The 19,190-nt window shown below is 58.6% G+C and carries 15 protein-coding genes; 3 read left to right on the forward strand and 12 right to left on the reverse strand.

Features of this window, described 5'->3' with window-relative positions; all coding sequences use genetic code 11:
* Positions 1–8 precede the first annotated feature (8 nt).
* Complete coding sequence (locus AB7M22_RS00535) at positions 9–902, reverse strand: glycine betaine ABC transporter substrate-binding protein (protein WP_454184881.1); 894 nt, start codon at positions 900–902, stop codon at positions 9–11.
* 20 nt (positions 903–922) lie between these two features.
* The gene (locus tag AB7M22_RS00540; protein WP_074873724.1) at positions 923–1,639 is read right to left on the reverse strand and encodes an ABC transporter permease; all 717 of its coding nucleotides are present in this window, start codon (positions 1,637–1,639) and stop codon (positions 923–925) included.
* A gap of 441 nt (positions 1,640–2,080) precedes the next feature.
* Here AB7M22_RS00540 and AB7M22_RS00545 point away from each other — a divergent pair, with 441 nt between their 5' ends.
* Both AB7M22_RS00545 and AB7M22_RS00550 read left to right on the forward strand, forming a co-directional pair.
* Entirely contained in the window at positions 2,081–3,664 is a 1,584-nt protein-coding gene (locus AB7M22_RS00545) for a peptide chain release factor 3 (protein ID WP_007942808.1), read from the forward strand.
* A gap of 334 nt (positions 3,665–3,998) precedes the next feature.
* Positions 3,999–4,208 carry a hypothetical protein gene (locus AB7M22_RS00550; protein WP_008009641.1) on the forward strand — a complete coding sequence of 70 codons (210 nt, stop codon included), beginning with the start codon at positions 3,999–4,001 and terminating at the stop codon, positions 4,206–4,208.
* Positions 4,209–4,313: 105 nt separating this feature from the next.
* Here the strand turns inward: AB7M22_RS00550 and AB7M22_RS00555 are convergent, their stop codons facing one another.
* The 9 genes from AB7M22_RS00555 to AB7M22_RS00595 all read right to left on the reverse strand — a co-directional run bounded on the left by AB7M22_RS00555 (position 4,314) and on the right by AB7M22_RS00595 (position 16,953).
* Entirely contained in the window at positions 4,314–5,294 is a 981-nt protein-coding gene (locus AB7M22_RS00555; RefSeq protein ID WP_008009640.1) for a peptide ABC transporter ATP-binding protein, read from the reverse strand.
* Positions 5,294–6,262 (reverse strand): ABC transporter ATP-binding protein, encoded by a 969-nt coding sequence (locus AB7M22_RS00560; protein ID WP_007900381.1) that lies wholly within the window; start codon positions 6,260–6,262, stop codon positions 5,294–5,296. The genes AB7M22_RS00555 and AB7M22_RS00560 overlap by 1 nt, the downstream gene beginning before the upstream one ends.
* A gap of 10 nt (positions 6,263–6,272) precedes the next feature.
* Complete coding sequence (locus AB7M22_RS00565) at positions 6,273–7,184, reverse strand: ABC transporter permease subunit (RefSeq protein WP_008009639.1); 912 nt, start codon at positions 7,182–7,184, stop codon at positions 6,273–6,275.
* A gap of 10 nt (positions 7,185–7,194) precedes the next feature.
* Positions 7,195–8,205: an ABC transporter permease subunit gene (locus AB7M22_RS00570; protein WP_007900379.1), complete on the reverse strand. Its 1,011-nt coding sequence runs from the start codon at positions 8,203–8,205 to the stop codon at positions 7,195–7,197.
* A gap of 73 nt (positions 8,206–8,278) precedes the next feature.
* Positions 8,279–9,874 carry an ABC transporter substrate-binding protein gene (locus AB7M22_RS00575; RefSeq protein ID WP_454184882.1) on the reverse strand — a complete coding sequence of 532 codons (1,596 nt, stop codon included), beginning with the start codon at positions 9,872–9,874 and terminating at the stop codon, positions 8,279–8,281.
* A 77-nt stretch (positions 9,875–9,951) separates the two neighbouring features.
* Entirely contained in the window at positions 9,952–11,385 is a 1,434-nt protein-coding gene (locus AB7M22_RS00580; RefSeq protein ID WP_454184883.1) for an OprD family porin, read from the reverse strand.
* Between the two features lie 171 nt (positions 11,386–11,556).
* Complete coding sequence (locus AB7M22_RS00585; protein ID WP_454184884.1) at positions 11,557–13,158, reverse strand: ABC transporter substrate-binding protein; 1,602 nt, start codon at positions 13,156–13,158, stop codon at positions 11,557–11,559.
* Between the two features lie 300 nt (positions 13,159–13,458).
* Positions 13,459–15,084: an ABC transporter substrate-binding protein gene (locus AB7M22_RS00590; RefSeq protein ID WP_007900370.1), complete on the reverse strand. Its 1,626-nt coding sequence runs from the start codon at positions 15,082–15,084 to the stop codon at positions 13,459–13,461.
* A gap of 258 nt (positions 15,085–15,342) precedes the next feature.
* Positions 15,343–16,953 (reverse strand): ABC transporter substrate-binding protein, encoded by a 1,611-nt coding sequence (locus AB7M22_RS00595; protein WP_454184885.1) that lies wholly within the window; start codon positions 16,951–16,953, stop codon positions 15,343–15,345.
* An 896-nt stretch (positions 16,954–17,849) separates the two neighbouring features.
* On the opposite strand from AB7M22_RS00595, the gene AB7M22_RS00600 reads away from it, so the two are divergent.
* Complete coding sequence (locus AB7M22_RS00600) at positions 17,850–18,218, forward strand: DUF6124 family protein (RefSeq protein ID WP_454184886.1); 369 nt, start codon at positions 17,850–17,852, stop codon at positions 18,216–18,218.
* 222 nt (positions 18,219–18,440) lie between these two features.
* Here the strand turns inward: AB7M22_RS00600 and AB7M22_RS00605 are convergent, their stop codons facing one another.
* Positions 18,441–19,160, reverse strand: a complete 720-nt coding sequence (locus AB7M22_RS00605) for an SIMPL domain-containing protein (RefSeq protein ID WP_454184887.1) — start codon at positions 19,158–19,160, stop codon at positions 18,441–18,443.
* Positions 19,161–19,190 lie beyond the last annotated feature (30 nt).

Consider the following 19,190-nt stretch of genomic DNA (forward strand, 5'->3'; position numbering starts at 1 on the left):
TTTCCTCCTCAGTGGATGGGGTGCTGGCGCAGGAAATCTGCAGCAACGGATGAAGGACTTTCGTGATCGACGTCGACCCGCGCATTGAGCTGACGCATGGTGGCGTCGTCGAACAGTTCGGCCAGCGGCTTGAGCTCTTCGGCGAGTTTCGGGTGGGCGTCGAGGTAAACCTGACGCACCACCGGCGCGGCGGTGTAATCCGGGAAGTAATGCTTGTCGTCTTCCAGCAACTTGAGCTTGAAGGCGTTCAAGCGACCGTCGGTGGTGTAGACCAGACCGGCAAACACCTGGCCATTGCGCAGGGCGGTGTAGACCAAACCAGCGTCCATCTGCCGGATGTTTTTGCGGGTCAGGTTCATGCCATAGAGGTCCACCATGCCATCGAGACCGTCGGAACGGTTGGCGAACTCGGTGTCCAGGGCGACGAGGTGATGGGTCTTCGCTTCAGCCTGCATCACCGTGTTCAGCTCGCTGATGGTGTTGATCTGCGGGTAAGCCTTCGCGGTGTTTTCCGGCAGGGCCAGCGCGTAGGTGTTGCTGAATTTCGACGGGGTAAGCCAGATCAGGCCTTTTTTCGCGTCGAGTTCTTTCACTCGGGCGTAGGACTGAGCGCTGTCGAGCTTGTCAGTGATGTGGTTGTAGGCCACCAGCGACACGCCGGTGTATTCCCACATCAAGTCCAGTTGGCCACTTTCGTGGGCACTGCGAGCCAGGTTGCTGCCCAGACCGCCGGTCACCTGGGTGTCGTAACCCTTGGCGCGCAGGTATTGGGAAGTGATTTCCGCCAGCAGGGTTTGTTCGGTGAACACCCGGGCGCCGATGCGGATAACGGGTTTTTCAGCGGCTTGGGCAAAACCTGCGAACAGCAGAACGCAGCCTATTAAAAAGCTTAATTTTTTCATGAATATTCCTTTGCCGAGGCTTAAGACGGGCGCAAGCCGCGTTCGAGCCAGAGGCGGCTGGCGAGTGTCACCAGGCCGTCGAGCAGCAAGGCCAGCAGGGCGGTGCACGCCGCGCCGAGCAGCAGTTGCGGCTGATTGTTCAGGGCGATGCCGGGGAAAATCAGGCTGCCCAGGCTGTTGGCGCCGATCAGGAACGCCAGCGGTGCGGTACCGACGTTGATCGCCAGCGCCACGCGCACGCCGCCAATGATGATCGGCACGGCGTTCGGCAGTTCGACCCGCCATAGCACCTGAGTCGGTGTCATGCCGATGCCGACGGCCGCTTCCTTCAGCGAACCCTGAACATTTTTCAGGCCTTCATAGGTATTGCGCACGATCGGTAACAGCGAGGCGAGGAACAAGGCGAAGATCGCCGGGCCACTGCCGATGCCGAGAATCCCCAGGGCGATGGCCAGTACGGCGAGTGGCGGCACGGTGTTGCCGATGTTGAAGATCTGCATGAAGCGTTCGGCGCGTCCAACCATGGTCGGGCGGCTGAGGAAGATACCGGCGGGTATGCCCACTACAAGGGCGGCCAGCATGGAAGCGAGGACGAGAATCAGATGAGCTTGCAGGTAAAACAACAAATCGTCGCGGTACTGTTCGATCGTGTTGATGCCAATCCAGTGGACCAGCAGGGCCAGAAGGGCGACGACAACCGCACCTCCTATCAGCCCTTTGCCATAGCGAATAGCCACAGGCGGACTCCTTTTTTCAGTCGGCGGACGCAGTCCCGTGTGGCATGCCATTCCTGGCTGCCGGGAAATCAACGTTCGCGAGAAGCAGCTCTATCAGTGCCGGTAAACGGCATGAAATCGAGCCATAAGCGCAGCCTCGTCAGACTAACTTGCTGATTTTTCAGCCCCTGACGATGGGTCGTAACAGGGGAGTGGACGCCTCCACCTTTTAAAAGGTTCCATAATTAACAGCATTTAGCTACCACGTAGGAGCTGCCGAAGGCTGCGATCTTTTGATCTTGATCTTCGGTGGCCTTGAAAAAACAAGATCAAAAGATCGCAGCCTTCGGCAGCTCCTACAGGGGGGGCGGTGTTCGGGAAGCCCTACGGACGGTGGTTCGTCGGTTAATTTTTAAGCTATACTCGCCGCCCTTTTTTGAATCACCTGCCAGGCGATTTCCCATGACCAAACAGGCCGCCGAAGTCGCGAAACGCCGCACTTTCGCCATTATTTCCCACCCCGATGCCGGTAAGACCACCATCACCGAGAAGCTCTTGCTGATGGGCAAGGCGATTGCGATTGCTGGCACGGTGAAGTCGCGTAAATCCGACCGCCATGCCACCTCCGACTGGATGGAAATGGAAAAGCAGCGTGGTATCTCGATTACCACGTCGGTCATGCAGTTCCCGTATCGCGATCACATGATTAACTTGCTCGACACCCCGGGCCACGAAGACTTCTCCGAAGATACCTACCGCACCCTGACAGCGGTCGACTCGGCATTGATGGTCCTCGACGGCGGTAAGGGTGTAGAGCCTCGGACCATCGCGCTGATGGACGTTTGCCGTCTGCGTGACACGCCGATCGTCAGCTTCATCAACAAACTCGACCGTGACATCCGCGACCCGATCGAACTGCTCGACGAAATCGAAGCGGTCCTTAAGATCAAGGCCGCGCCGATCACCTGGCCGATCGGTTGCTACCGCGATTTCAAGGGTGTTTATCACCTCGCCGACGATTACATCATCGTCTACACCGCTGGTCATGGCCACGAGCGCACCGATGTGAAAATCATCGAGAAGCTCGACTCCGATGAAGCCCGCGCGCACTTGGGCGATGAGTACGATCGCTTCGTTGATCAGCTGGAACTGGTGCAGGGCGCCTGCCACGAATTCAATCAACAGGAATTCCTCGACGGCCAACTGACGCCGGTGTTCTTCGGTACTGCACTGGGCAACTTCGGTGTCGATCACGTGCTCGACGCTGTGGTCAACTGGGCGCCGAAACCGCTGGCCCGTGTCGCCAACGAACGCACCGTGGAACCGGTTGAAGAGAAATTCGCCGGCTTCGTATTCAAGATCCAGGCGAACATGGACCCAAAACACCGCGACCGTATCGCCTTCATGCGTATTTGTTCCGGCAAGTACGAAAAAGGCATGAAAATGCGCCACGTGCGCACCGGTAAAGACGTGCGGATCGGCGACGCGCTGACGTTCTTCTCCTCCGAGCGTGAGCAGCTGGAAGAAGCCTTCGCTGGCGACATCATCGGTTTGCACAACCACGGCACCATCCAGATCGGCGACACCTTCACCGAAGGCGAAGTCCTGGGCTTCACCGGCATTCCGCACTTCGCCCCGGAACTGTTCCGTCGCGTGCGTCTGCGTGATCCGCTGAAATCCAAGCAGCTGCGTCAGGGCCTGCAGCAACTGGCCGAAGAAGGCGCCACTCAGGTGTTCTTCCCCGAGCGCAGCAACGACATCATCCTGGGTGCCGTTGGTGTGCTGCAGTTCGACGTGGTCGCCAGCCGTTTGAAAGAGGAATACAAGGTCGAGTGCTCATATGAGCCGATCACTGTTTATTCCGCGCGCTGGATTGATTGCGACGATAAGAAGAAGCTTGAGGAATTCCGGGTCAAGGCCGTGGAAAACCTTGCGGTCGATGGTGGTGGTCACCTGACCTACCTGGCTCCGACCCGGGTCAATCTGGCGCTGATGGAAGAGCGCTGGCCGGACGTGAAATTCCGCGCGACGCGTGAGCATCACTAAGCGCTGAGCCGTAACCCCCAAAGCCCCGATGCGTAAGCCTCGGGGCTTTTTTATTGACCACTGTTCCCCTGTGGGAGCGAGCCTGCTCGCGATAGCGGTCTGGCATTCAGGTATGTGTCGACTGGCTGTCCGCCATCGCGAGCAGGCTCGCTCCCACAGGGGCATTGTTGTTAGTGGGTTTGGATATAACCCTTATTCGAAACCAATCTCTTCGCCAGCGGCATTTTCTGCTACCCGGTAGCGTCTTGTCTGGAGAACCCGGTCAATCGGAACTAAATTTCACTCAGTACCTTTCAGGCATCCACGCGTCACTCAAGAAAGGATGGAATCGGCTATGAGTATTTTTCAACGCATTGTGTTGTTGCTTAAGGTTTTGGTGATGCTGTCCCTCGGCACGTCGGCGGTGGCGTGGGCAGAGTGTGAGGACCATGAAAAACAGGCCTTGAACGGGCAAGGCGTGCACAGCGAGCAGATGATCGCCGCGACCGAATCAGACGATGACGACCCAGACGCCGATGAGGATGAGGAAGACAAGCAAACGTAATTGACGGACCAAAGAAAACCCCTCCTGCCGGACTGATGCGCAATCTGGCGGAAGGGGTCTGGTCAACTCGGTAAAAGCGCGCCCCGATATCCGAGGCGCGTTTTTTTATGCCGCGCCGTCGAGGAATTGCTCGGCGTAGTGGCAAGCCACCTGACGGGTGTCGACCAGGCGCAGAAGCGGTTCTTCTGTGGTGCAGCGCTCGGTCGCGTACGGGCAGCGCTTGTGGAAGGCGCAGCCGGACGGCGGGTTCAGCGGGTTGGGCAACTCGCCGACGATCTTGATTTTTGGCTTGTCCGGATCCGGGTGGATGGTCGGAGTGGCCGACAACAGCGCCTGGGTGTACGGGTGCAGAGGGCGAGTGTAGATGTCTTCTTTCGGGCCCATTTCCACCGGGCGACCGAGGTACATCACCATCACGTGATCGGCAACGTGACGCACCACTGCCAGGTTGTGGGAGATGAACACGTAGGCAGTGTTGAACTCTTGCTGCAAATCCATGAACAGGTTCAGTACCTGCGCCTGAATCGATACGTCCAGCGCCGAGGTCGGTTCGTCCGCCACCAGCACTTTGGGTTGCAGCATCATCGCGCGGGCCAGGGCAATCCGCTGGCGCTGACCGCCGGAGAACATGTGCGGGTAGCGCTGGTAATGCTCAGGCCGCAAGCCCACCTGTTTCATCATCGCCTGGACTTTCTCGCGACGTTCCGAGGCGCTCAGGTTGGTGTTGATCAATAAAGGCTCTGCAAGCTGATCACCGATCTTCTGCCGTGGGTTCAGCGATGCGTATGGGCTCTGGAACACCATCTGCACGTCTTTGCGCAGCTGCTTGCGCTGAGCCTTGTCGGCGCCGGCGACTTCCTGCCCGGCGATTTTCAAGGAACCGGAGGACGGTTCTTCGATCAGCGTCAGGGCACGGGCCAGGGTGGATTTGCCGCAGCCCGATTCGCCCACAACGGCGAGGGTCTTGCCGGCTTCCAGTTCGAACGACACACCGTTAAGGGCGCGCACGGTCGCATGACCCTTGAACAGGCCACGGGACACTTCGTAGTGACGGGTCAGGTTTCGGGCGGTAAGTACGACGGCCATTACGCCACCTCCTGATTCAGCGGGTAGAAGCAGCGGGCGAGGCTGTTGCTTTTCGGGTCAAGGGCCGGACGCTGGGTGCGGCAGTTGTCCTGCACGTAGGGGCAGCGCGGCGACAGCAGGCAGCCTTGCGGGCGGTCGTAGCGACCGGGAACGATGCCCGGCAGTGTCGACAGGCGCGCAGCACCCAGGCTGTGTTCCGGAATGGCCTTGAGCAGCGCTTCGCTGTACGGGTGCGCCGGGATGTCGAACAGTTGTGGCACCTGACCGACTTCAACCGCCTGGCCGGCGTACATCACGCACACGCGCTGAGCGGTTTCGGCCACGACCGCGAGGTCGTGGGTGATCAGCACCAGGCCCATGTTCTGCTCTTTTTGCAGGGCCAGCAGCAGGTCCATGATCTGCGCCTGAATCGTTACGTCGAGCGCGGTGGTCGGTTCGTCGGCGATCAGCAGTTTCGGTTCGCCGGCAATCGCCATGGCAATCGCCACGCGCTGGCTCATACCGCCGGACAGTTGATGCGGATAGGCGTCCATGCGGCTGGCGGCGCCCGGGATTTCCACTTTTTCCAGCAGTTCGATGGCACGCTTGCGGGCGTCCTTACGGGACATTTTCAGGTGCAGGCGCAGCACTTCCTCGATCTGGAAACCGACGGTGTAGCTCGGGTTCAGCGCGGTCATCGGGTCCTGGAAAACCATGGCCAGGTCTTTGCCGACGATTTTGCGACGTTGACGGTTGCTGAGCTTGAGCATGTTCTGGCCGTCGAAATTCAGCGCGTCGGCAGTGACGATCCCCGGATGCTCGATCAGGCCCATCAGCGCCATCATGGTCACGGATTTACCGGAACCCGATTCGCCGACGATGGCCAGCACTTCGCCCTTGTCCACGGAAATGTCGAGACCGTCGACCACCGGAACAGCGTTGGCGTCGCCGAAGCGAACGTTGAGATTCTTGATTTCTAACAGTGACATTTGAATCTCCTCAGGCGGCGTTCTTGAGTTTCGGGTCCAGCGCATCGCGCAGGCCGTCGCCCATCAAGTTGATTGCCAGCACGCTGAGCAAAATGGTCAAACCAGGCAGACTTACCACCCACCAGGCGCGTTCGATGTAGTCGCGAGCCGAAGCCAGCATGGTGCCCCACTCAGGCGTTGGCGGTTGTACGCCAAGGCCGAGGAAGCCCAGTGCCGCGGCATCGAGAATCGCCGAGGAGAAGCTCAAAGTGGCCTGAACGATCAGCGGTGCCATGCAATTTGGCAGCACGGTGATGAACATCAGGCGCGGCAGACCGGCACCGGCCAGGCGCGCGGCGGTCACGTAGTCGCGGTTCAGTTCGCCCATCACCGCGGCGCGGGTCAGACGAACATAGGACGGCAACGAAACCACGGCGATGGCGATAATGGTGTTGATCAGGCCAGGGCCGAGGATGGCGACAATCGCCACAGCCAGCAGCAAGGACGGCAGGGCCAGCATGATGTCCATCAGACGCATGATGGTCGGGCCGAGCACGCGCGGGAAGAAGCCGGCGAACAGCCCCAGCAGAATGCCCGGGATCAGCGACATCACCACCGACGAAAGGCCGATCAGCAGCGACAGGCGCGAGCCGTGAATCAAACGCGACAGCAGGTCGCGACCGAGTTCATCGGTACCCAGCAGGAATTGGATTTGCCCGCTTTCCAGCCAGGACGGCGGGGTCAGCAGGAAGTCGCGGTACTGCTCGCTTGGGTTATGCGGTGCGACCCATGGGGCGAAGATCGCGCAGAAAATCACCAGCAGCATGAACATCAGGCCGGCGACGGCACCTTTGTTTTTTGAGAATGCTTGCCAGAATTCTTTGTACGGGGACGGATACAGCAGGCTTTGATCGACTGCTACCGGTGTAGTGAGAGTGGTCATGGTCTTGATCTCAGCGCTGGTGACGAATGCGTGGGTTGGCAAAGCCGTAGAGGATGTCCACTACGAAGTTGACCAGAATCACCAGGCAGGCGATTAACAGGATGCCGTTCTGCACCACGGGATAGTCCCGTGCGCCAATGGCTTCGATCAGCCATTTGCCAATGCCGGGCCAGGAGAAAATGGTTTCGGTCAGGACCGCACCGGCCAGCAGAGTGCCGACTTGCAGGCCGACCACGGTCAGTACCGGAATCAGTGCGTTACGCAGGCCGTGAACGAACACCACGCGCGATGGCGACAGGCCTTTGGCGCGGGCGGTACGGATGTAGTCTTCACGCAGCACTTCGAGCATCGACGAACGGGTCATCCGCGCGATCACCGCCAGCGGGATGGTACCGAGCACGATGGCCGGCAGGATCAGGTGATGCAGGGCATCGAAGAACGCCCCGACGTCATCGGCCAGCAGCGTATCGATCAGCATGAAACCGGTGCGCGGCTCAATGTCGTAGAGCAGGTCGATCCGCCCGGACACCGGGGTCCAGCCCAGGCTCACCGAGAAGAACATGATCAGGATCAGGCCCCACCAGAAGATCGGCATCGAGTATCCCGCCAGGGAGATGCCCATCACCCCGTGGTCGAACAGGGATCCTCGCTTGAGTGCCGCAATCACCCCGGCCAGAAGGCCCAGGATGCCGGCGAACAACAGGGCGGCCATGGACAGTTCCAGGGTCGCGGGGAATAGAGAGCTGAACTCGGTCCAGACGCTTTCACGGGTACGCAGGGATTCGCCGAGATCGCCGTGGGCCAACTTGCCGATGTAATCCAGGTATTGGGCATACAGGGGTTTGTTCAGACCTAGGCGTTCCATTGCCTGAGCATGCATTTCGGGGTCGACTCTACGTTCGCCCATCATTACTTCCACGGGGTCGCCTGGAATCATGCGAATCAACGCGAAAGTCAGCAAGGTGATGCCGAAGAACGTGGGGATCAATAACCCCAATCGGCGGGCAATAAAACTAAACATCTTGTGTGGTACCTCATCAGCCGGTTAGGCGTGCCCGGCAGCGCTGGGGTCAGCGATGCCGGGCGTTTCTTATCTACTTCACCTGGGTGGTGGCGAAGTTATTCGTGGTGAGGGGGCTAATGTGATAGCCCTCTACGTTGGTGCGCATTGCGGTGAACATACGGGTGTGCGCCATGCTGATCCACGGCTGGTCCTGATTGAAAACAGCCTGGGCCTGTTCGTAGAGCGCCGTGCGTTCGTCCGGGTTCACTTTAGCCCGTGCTTCGTCGATCAGCGTCTGGAACTTTTCATTGCACCAGCGAGCGTAGTTTTCGCCGTTTTTGGCGGCCTCGCAACTGAGCATAGGCGTCAGGAAATTATCCGGATCGCCGTTATCGCCAGCCCAACCGGCGGACACCATGTCGTGCTCGCCGTTTTTCGCGCGCTTGAGCATTTCGCCCCATTCCATGACCCGAATATCGACCTTGATCCCGACTTTGGCCAGGTCGGCCTGCATCATCTGCGCGCCGAGCATCGGGTTCGGGTTGGTCGGGCCGCCGCCGTTACGGGTGAACAGGGTAAACGTGGTGCCTTCCGGTACGCCGGCTTCCTTGAGCAGGGCGCGAGCCTTGTCCAGATCACGCGGCGGGTTGGTCAGTGTGTGGTTGTAGCCCAGCAGGGTGTCCGGGTACGGGTTGACCGCCACGGTCGCATTGCCTTTGCCGAACAGCGCGTTGACGTACGCAGCCTTGTCGAAGGCGATGTCGATGGCTTTACGCACGCGCACGTCGCTCATGTACGGGCGTGCGGTGTTCATGGCGACATAGGACACGGTCATCGCGTTCAGCTCATCAACCTTCAGGTTGGCGTCTTTCTTGATGCTCGGGATGTCATCCGGTTTCGGATACAGCGCGATCTGGCACTCATTGGCCTTGAGCTTTTGCAGGCGCACGTTGTTGTCGGTGGCAATCGCCAGGACCAGCGCTTCAGCCGGTGGCTTGCCACGGAAGTAGTCCGGGTTGGCCTTGAAGCGAACCTGAGCATCCTTGGCGTAACGCTGGAAGACGAACGGTCCGGTGCCGATCGGCTTGTTGTTCAGGTCGCCGGCCTTGTTGGCCTTGAGCAACTGATCGGCGTACTCGGCGGAGTAGATCGAGGAGAAGGCCATGGCGATGTCGGCCAGGAACGGCGCTTCACGGCGGGTCAGGGTGAATTTGACCGTGTTGTCGTCGACTTTCTCGACGCTTTTGAGCAGTTCTTTGAAGCCCATGCTTTCAAAGTACGGGAAGCCCACGCTCGACAGTTTGTGCCATGGGTGTTTCGGGTCCAGCTGACGCTGGAAGCTCCAGACCACGTCGTCGGCATTCATGTCGCGGGTCGGCTTGAAGTAGTCGGTGGTGTGAAACTTGACGCCTTTGCGCAGGTGGAACGTATAGGTCAGACCGTCGTCGCTGATGTCCCACGACTCGGCCAGTGCCGGGATCACTTCAGTGGTGCCGGGCTTGAAGTCCGCCAGACGATTGAAGATGGTTTCGGCCACCGCATCGGCTGTGACTGCAGTCGTGTACTGGACCATATCGAAGCCTTCCGGGCTGGCTTCGGTACAGACCACCAAGGGTTTGGCCGAGACGCCGACGGCGACACTCAGCAACGCGGCAGCGATGGCCGCTCGTAGGGGAAGCATTTTCATCTAGAGCCCTCTGCAATCGGTTGAACAGGAAAAAACCGAACGGCCGACTCGTCATGAGTCAGCCGCCGGCATGCGCTTTACAAAATGTTGAACGGGATGGTGGTCACGAGACGGAACTCGTTGAGGCTGCCATCGGCCTGGTTTTCGCTGGCGCGGTGAGCGGTGTAGGTTGCGCGAACAGTGGTGGCCTTCAGCGGGCCGCTCTGTAGGGCGTAGGTAGCACCGATACCGTATTCGTAATGGTGTTCGCCATCCTGGGACTGGATGCCGTCATAACCCTTGCCCGCCACACCGCCGTTGCCGGTGTACTGAGTGCCGTCGATACCCCAGCCACGAGCCTGGTAGATGTTGAACTTCAGGCCCGGGACGCCGTATTCGGCCATGTTCAGGCCGTAGGCGATCTGGAAGGATTTTTCGTTCGGGCCGTTGAAGTCCGACAGCAGGGAGTTGGCAAGGTAGATGCCGTTGGTTTCGTGCAGGTAGTCGAAGTACTCGTTACCGTTCACTTCCTGATACGAGAAGGTCAGGGTATGAGCCTGGTGGGTCAGACCGAACGACAGGGAGTAGGTGTCGTTGTCGATCCTGCCGATAAGGGCTTTACCTTCTTCCTGGGTTTTGTAGTAGTTCAGGCCGGTGGTCAGGCTCAGGACCTGGCTGTCGCCCAGCACATGGCTGGCGCCGAAGTAGTACTGGTTCCAGATGTCTTCGGCCTGGGTTGCCCAGAGGCTGGTGGTCAGGCTGGCGAATGGGGTGTAGGTAATACCGCCGGTGTAGACGTGATCGGTTTCAACAATGCCGTTGGCGTATTCGGTACGGAATTTACGCTGGCTTTCTTCGGTACGCGGAGAGTTGCGATCGAAGGTGGCCAGGTCGAAAGCCAGGTTATTCAGCTCTTCGCTGTGGATGGCCACACCCTGAAAGCTCGAAGGCAGCGCACGGTTACCGATGACATCGACCATCGGGCTACTGAAGTTCTGGCGGCCAGCGGTCAGGGTGGTGTTGGACACACGGGCCTTGACGTTGGCCAAGCCCAGTTTGCTCCACTGGCCGACGGCGTCGCCACCTTCTTCGGTCAGGGTACGGTTGTTGCCCGCGCCAGGACGGGTACCTGGTGCGCCACCGTTGTTGGATGCCAGATCCTTGCGATCACGATCCAGAGCGATAGCGTTGTAGGCCGCCACTTCGGTGCTGAAACCTACAGTGCCTTCTGTAAAACCGGAGTTGTACTTGAGGATGGTGCCCTGAACCCAGTTGATACGACGGTCAGTCTGGTGAGTTTCACCATTCTTACGGTAGTTGAGTGTTGCACCCCGCTTGAAATGCTCGTTGGCATACCAGTTACGCGTGCTGCCGGTGATCGATTGACCTTCGACAAAACCAGTGGCTTCGCTCTGGGCACTTTTCTCGTTAACGGTAACCGGCGTGAACGCCTGGCTCTGGGATTCTGCGTACGCCGTGGCGGTCACGCTGCTGATGGCCAAGGCCAATAACGCGGTGCTGCTCAGTTTCATGGATGAAGCTCCTTACTTTCTTTTTTTTAATGCCGGTCTTTTTCGGTGATCCGGCTATTTGGTTTAGAACTCATGCAGGCATCGCAAACGTTTGCTATAGGCCTGATTGGCGAATTACGGCAATACGCTTGCGTGAGGGCGCAATTCGCCCCCAGCGTTCTGACTAATCGGTTATTGGTCGATACTGACGCCCGAGAACACGTTACGACCGAAAGGACTCACCTTGAATCCTTCGATTTTGGCGCTCAACGGCTGGTTGACCGTCGAGTGGGCGACCGGCGTGATCGGCACCTGCTGCTTGAGGTACTGTTGCGCCTGTTTGTAGAGCACGGTTCGCTGATCGCGATCGGTCACGACCTTGGCTTGCTTGATCAGCTTGTCGTAAGCCGGATCACACCACATGGAGTAGTTGTTGCCGCCAATGGCATCGCAGCTGTAAAGCGTGCCGAGCCAGTTGTCCGGGTCACCATTATCACCGGTCCAGCCGATCAGGCTGATGTCGTGCTCGCCGTTCTTGGTGCGCTTGATGTATTCGCCCCATTCGTAGCTGACGATCTTGACCTTGAGGCCGATCTTCGCCCAATCCGCCTGGAGCATTTCGGCCATCAACTTGGCGTTGGGGTTGTACGGACGCTGGACCGGCATGGCCCAGAGGGTGATTTCGGTGCCTTCCTTGACGCCGGCAGCCTTGAGCAGCTCCTTGGCTTTTTCCGGGTTGTAGGCGGCGTCTTTGATGGTCTCGTCGTAGGACCATTGGGTCGGTGGCATGGCGTTGACCGCCAGTTGACCGGCACCTTGATAGACGGCGTTGAGAATCCCTTGCTTGTTCACCGCCATGTCCAGCGCCTGGCGCACTTCGAGCTGGTCGAACGGTTTGTGCCGCACGTTGTAGGCGATGTAACCGAGGTTGAAACCGGGCTTCTCGATGAGCTTGAGCGTCGGGTCGTTTTTCAGCGCGGTCACGTCGGCGGGGCGCGGGTGCAGGGTGATCTGGCATTCGTTGGCCTTGAGTTTCTGCACGCGCACCGAGGCGTCGGTGTTGATGGCGAAAATCAGGTTCTCGAGCTTGACCCGGCTCGGGTCCCAGTACTGCTTGTTGCCGCTGTAACGGATGTTGGAATCTTTCTGGTAGCTCTTGAACACGAACGGCCCGGTGCCGATCGGCTTCTGGTTAATGTCGCTCGGCTTGCCTTCGGCCAGCAGTTTGTCGGCGTATTCGGCGGACAGGATGGCGGCGAAGCTCATGGCGATGTTCTGGATGAACGCGGCATCGACGCTGTTCAGCGTCATGACCACGGTCAGCGGCCCGGTCTTCTCGACTTTGGCGATGTTCTTGTTCAGGCTCATCCCGTTGAAATACGGGAACTCGGTTGGATAAGCCTTTCGGAAGGGTTGCTGCGGGTCGAGCATGCGATTGAACGTGAACAGCACGTCATCGGCGTTGAAATCGCGGGTCGGTGTGAAGTATTTGGTGGTGTGAAATTTCACCCCTTCGCGCAGATGAAAGGTGTACTTGAGACCGTCCTCGGAAATATCCCAACGGGTTGCCAGGCCCGGTACGACGTTGGTGGCGCCTTTTTCAAATTCTGCCAATCGGTTGTACAGCGGCTCGGCGGCATCATTATCGGTCGCCGTGGTGTACTGCGCGGTGTCGAAGCCCGCCGGACTGCCTTCGGAGCAGAACACCAGGCTGTTATTGGCGGCCTGGCTAATGGACGTGGCGGCCAGCAGGCCGGTGCCCAGCAATGCGGATAAAACCAAGGTATGGCGCATGACGCTCCCTCTTGTTTAGTGTTTTATCAATGAGCCGTATCCCTTCCAGGGACGTTGAGGCCATTGATCTCAAACCATCGCGTGCAGCGATTACCGAGAGCCCACGCACAAACTGGTCAGATCCCGACGGTATGAGCCGTAGGTCTGGCAGTAAATGCGTAAATGCCTGAAAGACTCGTAGGAAAAGGCGACGCGTCCTAAGCCTCTGCTGCGGTGCGCAGTGGATTGGGATGTCAGTGAATTCCTACTTTCTCGGCAGATAAAGCAACGGCGACGTTAATAACGTCGCCGTTGCAATCCTTATTTGCTGACGCTGACGCCGTAGAAGGAGTTCAAGCCGAATGGGCTGATCTTGAAGTCCTGCACGTTGGCGCGCATGGGTTGGAACACCGTCGAGTGAGCGATAGGTGTCATTGGAACGGCGTCTTTGAGGACGTGTTGCGCCTGTTTGTACAGTTCGGTGCGCTTGGCCTGATCGGTGGTGCGCTTGGCTTCCTTGACGATGCCGTCAAACTTCTTGTCGCACCATTTGGAGAAGTTGTTGCCGCTCAGCGAGTCGCAACCGAACAGCACGTTGAGCCAGTTGTCCGGGTCACCGTTGTCGCCGCTCCAGCCGATGATCATCGCCTGGTTCTCGCCACCTTTGGAACGCTTGATGTACTCGCCCCATTCGTAGCTGGTGATCTTGACGTTCAGGCCGATCTTCTTCCAGTCGGACTGCAGCATTTCAGCCATCAGCTTGGCGTTCGGGTTGTACGGGCGCTGTACCGGCATCGCCCACAGAACGATTTCGGTGCCTTCCTTGACGCCGGCTTCCTTGAGCAGCGCCTTGGCTTTCTCGGGATCGTACTTGGCATCCTTGATGGTGGTGTCGTAGGACCATTGGGTCGGCGGCATGGCGTTGACGGCCAATTGGCCCGCGCCCTGGTAAACCGAGTCGATGATCTGTGGCTTGTTGACTGCCATGTCCAGTGCCTGACGCACGCGCAGGTCGGCCAGCGGGTTCGGCTCGTTGCTGCCCTTGACCTTGTCCATCACGTTGTAGGCGATGTAGCCCAGGTTGAAACCAGCCTGGTCAGGCATCTTCAGTGCCGGGTCTGCTTTCAGTGCCTGCAGGTCAGCCGGACGCGGGAACAGAGTGATCTGGCACTCGTTCTTCTTCAGTTTCTGGATACGTACCGACGGGTCGGTGGTGATGGCGAAGATCAGGTTGTCGATCTTCACGTCGTCAGGCTTCCAGTAGTCCTTGTTCCCGGTGTAACGGATGTTGGAGTCTTTCTGGTAGCTCTTGAACACGAACGGGCCGGTGCCGACCGGTTTCTGGTTGATATCGGCAGCCTTGCCTTCCTTGAGCAGCTGGGCGGCGTACTCGGCGGACTGGATCGAGGCGAAGCTCATGGCCATGTTCTGGATGAACGCGGCATCAACTTCTTTCAGGATGAACTTGACGGTGTGGTCGTCGACTTTATCGATCTTGGTGATGTTGGTGTCCATCCCCATGTCGGTGAAGTACGGGAATTCGGTCGGGTACGCCTTACGGAACGGGTCATCCTTGTTAATCATGCGATTGAAGGTGAACAGCACGTCGTCGGCGTTGAACTCACGAGTCGGCTTGAAATACGGGGTGGTGTGGAACTTGACGCCTTCACGCAGGTGGAAGGTGTACGTCAGGCCATCATCGGAAATGTCCCACTTGGTCGCCAGGCCAGGAATCACGGCGGTGCCGCCGCGCTCGAACTGGGTCAGGCGGTTGAACATGGTTTCTGCAGAGGCGTCGAAGTCGGTTCCGGTGGTGTACTGACCAGGATCGAAACCGGCCGGGCTCCCTTCGGAGCAAAACACCAGGTTAGTCGCCGCTTGGGCGAAAGGTGCGCTGGCTAATAAGCTTGCGCCGACTAAAAACGGAATGACCGCGTGTTTAAGCATGGTGGCCTCATGATTTGTTGTCATTTTTGGAATTAGAGGACGACCTCGTGAGTCGACCTGCGGATACTTATGCAGGGGCCATACCCAATGCAAGATCCTGAATGGCTACAAACCTTAAACAGTGGAACGAACGTACCTTAATGTCGCATATGTATAAATTCCCGCACATTTGACCGTTTGCGCAGGTTTTTTACGGTGCAAAACGCGCACCGACACGGGGCAGCCGGGGCGTCTGGTGCACCCGGTTGGCGCCTGGTGTTACTTATTTATACCCACTCCATAGAAGGGTGTAAGGCCGAAAGGGCTGATCTTGAAGTCGGTCACTTCCTTGCGCAGTGGCTGGAACACTGTCGAGTTGGCGACAGGTGTGATAGGTACTTGTTGTTTAAGGATTTGCTGTGCCTGCTGGTACAGTTTGACCCGCTGCTGTTTGTCCGTGGACACCTTCGCTTGCTGCACCAACTTGTCGTAGGCCGGGTCGCACCATTTGGCGTAATTGCTACCTTTCACCGCAGCGCAGCTGTAGAGCACGCCGAGCCAGTTGTCCGGGTCCCCGTTGTCGCCGGTCCAGCCGTAGATCATCGCGTCGTGCTCGCCGTTCTTGGCGCGCTTGATGTACTCGCCCCACTCATAGCTGACGATGTTGGCCTTGATCCCGACTTTCTCCCAATCCTGCTGGATCATCTGTGCCGACATCCGCGCGTTAGGGTTGGAGGCGCGCTGCACGGTCATGGCCCACAAATTAATGGTGGTACCGGGCGCAACCCCTGCTTCTTTTAGTAGCGCGCGGGCTTTGGTCGGGTCGTGCGGTGCATCCTTGATGGTCGGGTCATAGGACCATTGCGCCGGGGGCAGGGCGTTCTGCGCGAGCTGCCCGGCACTCTGGTAGACCGCTTTGATGATCGCCGGTTTATCGATAGCCATGTCCAGGGCCTGACGGACCTTGAGCTGGTCCAGCGGTGGATGGGTTACGTTGTAGGCGAGGAAGCCGAGGTTGAAACCGGCCTGTTTGAGCACGGTCAGGTTCGGGTCTTTCTCCATGACGTCGATGTCTGCCGGACGTGGGTAGCCGCTGACCTGACACTCGCCGGCCTTGAGCTTCTGCAAGCGCACGGCGGCATCGGGTGTGATCGAGAAAATCAGGTTGTCGAGTTTCACGTCCTCGGGCTTCCAGTAGGCCTTGTTGGCGGCGTAGCGGATCTGCGAGTCCTTTTGATAGCGCTTGAACACGAACGGGCCGGTGCCGACCGGTTTCTGGTTGAGGTCGGCGGCTTTGCCTTCCTTTAACAGTTGGGTGGCGTATTCGGCGGACTGCACCGAGGCGAAGCTCATGGCGAGGTTCTGCACGAACGCAGCGTCAATGTTGTTCAGGCTGAAGCGCACGGTGTGGTCGTCGATCTTGTCGATGCTTTTGATCGTGGTGTTCAGGCCCATGTCGGTGAAGTACGGCGATTCGGCGGGGTAGGCTTTGCGGAAGGCGTTTTGCGGGTCGAGCAGGCGTTGGAAGGTGAACAGGACGTCGTCGGCGTTGAAGTCGCGGGTCGGGGTGAAGTAGTCGGTGGTGTGGAATTTCACGCCGTCGCGCAGGTGGAAGGTGTAGCTGAGGCCGTCCTGGGAGACATCCCAGCTGGTGGCCAGGCCGGGTTCGACTTCGGTGCCACCGCGTTTGAATTGGGTGAGGCGGTTGAAGACGGTTTCGGCTGAGGCGTCGAAGTCGGTGCCGCTGGTGTATTGGCTGGGGTCGAAACCGGCGGGGCTGGCTTCGGAGCAGTAGACCAGGGTGGTGGCGGCTTGGGCGGTTTGTGCGAGTGATGCGGTTGTAGCGAGGGCGAGAGCAAGCAGAAGTGGTTTGACGGTGGTTCTTTCCATGGAGTCCCCGTGGGTTTGGCGGCGATGTTTCACTGAGGGTAGCGTTGTTGGTGAGATTGGCGGAAATATCCGTTTGTAAGGGGAACCCCTCTATCTCGGCATATTCAAGCTGGTTGTTGGCTTGGCGGCCTTCTAGCCGACCAAGCTCTTGCGGATTGAGTACATATCCGTTGCTGCGGTAAAGGCGGCTTAGGGTTTCGCCCTTACGGCGACTCACTTTTCCAGACGCCGAAAAGTAAGCAAAAGGCTTCGCCCCAAGCGTCCGGCCCCTCGCTGAGGCTCGGCGTTCCTTCGCTCCGGTATCCATCTGGGGGCATCGCCCTACGGTCTGCTTCGCTACGACCTACATGCGATGGGTTCGACTGCGTCGAACGGCGCTGCGCGCCAATCCCCAGATGAACACCTCCACTCAGCCTCCCGAAGGGGCGGGTGGATCAAGATCAAAAGCTGCAGGCGAGCTAACGCTCGGCCTGTTGAGTGGTGAGGGGCAGGTGTACGCCGATGGCTTTTTGTAGGAGCGAGGCTTGCCCGCGAAGACGGCCTGGCAGCCGACCAATCTGTTATTGAATGTTTAAGAAATTGGTATGAATCGCAGAAGTTTCCCACGCAATTTTCAGGTTGTCGGTCGGACGTGGGCCTTCTAGTCTTTGGCTGTCGCTGCAAAACCAGCGAGCAGGTGTGGAAACCTGACCCTTAAGTAGTTGCATTGCATCACCATCGTAATCGTTGCCGATGTCTTCTTTCGTCTGCAAACTGCGTTATGGCGGCTGTGCGTGGGCAGACTTCGGTCTGGCCGGGTGCCTACTTACCGGTTTTCCACCCTGCGTACAGCTGCCACCTTTTGTCGTGTGGAAACGACAAAAGGATGGCTCCCACCCGCAAGTAGGAGTTTTTATATGGATAAGTTAATCCCGGACCCACCCTTCAACACCACCACCCCCAACGCCGAAGCTTCGCGCACCGAAGAATTACTCAAAGACCGCGAAGCCATAAAACGCGCCCTCGACTACTACCTCGATCCTCCCGTCCCCTATGCCGCAAAACCCCGTCGTCCCAGCACGATGTATATGATCGCCCCCAACATGGATACCGAAAGCCTGTTGGCACAAGCCTGCGAGTCATTGGCCTCGGCCAGTGTCCTGGCCAGTGATTTCGCCACCCACCTGATCGGCCCGCAGCGCAATACAGTGTTGGCGATTCAACAGATCATCATGTTGGCGGAGTTGGCGGTGAATCGGGTGTTGGATAACGTCGATCCAGCGTAGACCGCGTTATCGTTCATCGCGGGCAAGCCCGCTCCCACAGGATTTTTGCTGATTTGAAATTGGCGCATGACCTTGTGGGAGCGGCGGTGCGGCGATTCGACTTGCCCGCGATGGACGGCAGATCAATCAACACAAGGCCTGACGGACAAACTCCATTTCTTCAGGGCAAAAAAAACCGGCGATCACTTATTGATCGCCGGTTTTCGTTTACCCCTTATCCAATCACTGCATCAACACTTCAATCGCCCCATCCGCCGTCATGCTGACCTGGCTGGTGCCGGCTTCAACTTCCGGCGTCACCGGCGCTGAATCCATACCGGCGGCGGCTTTCATCATCATTGGCCCGCGCATGTACGGTTGTGGATAACCGTTGCTGTTGAGGTTCAGGTTGACGATTTTGTAGCTCTTGCCACCCAGGGCGTCGGTGGCCAGTTGGGCACGGGACTTGAAGGCGGTCACGGCTTCTTTGAGCAGGGCGTCTTCGCTGGCTTTGCGGGTTGGGGTGGCGATGGCGAAGTCCATGCCGCCCATTTTCAGGTCGGTGAGCAGTTCACCGGTGAGTTTGGAGAGGGCCGCGAAATCCGAGCTTTCCAGGCGCAGTTCGGCGCGTTCACGCCAGCCGGTAATTTTCTGGCCTTTGGTGTCGTAGATCGGGTAGCTGTTGCGGCTGCCCTGGCGCAGGGTGATGTCTTTGACTTCTTTAGCCTGTGCCAGCGCCTTGTTCATGGCGGTACTGACGTCGGCGGCGAGTTTGGCCGGGTCGCTGTTTTGCTCTTCGGTGTAGAGGGTCACGATCATCAGGTCGCGGGCCACTTCCTGGCTGACTTCGGCGCGCAGGGAGATCTGGTTGTAATGCAGTTCGTCGACGGCCAGGGCCGGAAGGCTGGCGACGGTGCCAACGCTTAAGGCAAGAAGGGCGGCGCTGCGGCGCAATGTGTGCATGAAAAGCTCCTTGGACGATGCGCAGGGGTT

It is taken from the genome of Pseudomonas sp. ADAK2 TE3594 (assembly GCF_053628675.1).

What these genes read in the sequence shown, in the direction of transcription:
- AB7M22_RS00555 (WP_008009640.1), bottom strand. Translation starts at nt 5,294, where the DNA reads ATGGCCGTCGTACTTACCGCCCGAAACCTGACCCGTCACTACGAAGTG.
- AB7M22_RS00565 (WP_008009639.1), bottom strand. Translation starts at nt 7,184, where the DNA reads ATGACCACTCTCACTACACCGGTAGCAGTCGATCAAAGCCTGCTGTAT.
- AB7M22_RS00550 (WP_008009641.1), top strand. Translation starts at nt 3,999, where the DNA reads ATGAGTATTTTTCAACGCATTGTGTTGTTGCTTAAGGTTTTGGTGATG.
- AB7M22_RS00535 (WP_454184881.1), bottom strand. Translation starts at nt 902, where the DNA reads ATGAAAAAATTAAGCTTTTTAATAGGCTGCGTTCTGCTGTTCGCAGGT.
- AB7M22_RS00575 (WP_454184882.1), bottom strand. Translation starts at nt 9,874, where the DNA reads ATGAAAATGCTTCCCCTACGAGCGGCCATCGCTGCCGCGTTGCTGAGT.
- AB7M22_RS00560 (WP_007900381.1), bottom strand. Translation starts at nt 6,262, where the DNA reads ATGTCACTGTTAGAAATCAAGAATCTCAACGTTCGCTTCGGCGACGCC.
- AB7M22_RS00580 (WP_454184883.1), bottom strand. Translation starts at nt 11,385, where the DNA reads ATGAAACTGAGCAGCACCGCGTTATTGGCCTTGGCCATCAGCAGCGTG.
- AB7M22_RS00545 (WP_007942808.1), top strand. Translation starts at nt 2,081, where the DNA reads ATGACCAAACAGGCCGCCGAAGTCGCGAAACGCCGCACTTTCGCCATT.
- AB7M22_RS00595 (WP_454184885.1), bottom strand. Translation starts at nt 16,953, where the DNA reads ATGGAAAGAACCACCGTCAAACCACTTCTGCTTGCTCTCGCCCTCGCT.
- AB7M22_RS00585 (WP_454184884.1), bottom strand. Translation starts at nt 13,158, where the DNA reads ATGCGCCATACCTTGGTTTTATCCGCATTGCTGGGCACCGGCCTGCTG.
- AB7M22_RS00590 (WP_007900370.1), bottom strand. Translation starts at nt 15,084, where the DNA reads ATGCTTAAACACGCGGTCATTCCGTTTTTAGTCGGCGCAAGCTTATTA.
- AB7M22_RS00570 (WP_007900379.1), bottom strand. Translation starts at nt 8,205, where the DNA reads ATGTTTAGTTTTATTGCCCGCCGATTGGGGTTATTGATCCCCACGTTC.
- AB7M22_RS00605 (WP_454184887.1), bottom strand. Translation starts at nt 19,160, where the DNA reads ATGCACACATTGCGCCGCAGCGCCGCCCTTCTTGCCTTAAGCGTTGGC.
- AB7M22_RS00600 (WP_454184886.1), top strand. Translation starts at nt 17,850, where the DNA reads ATGGATAAGTTAATCCCGGACCCACCCTTCAACACCACCACCCCCAAC.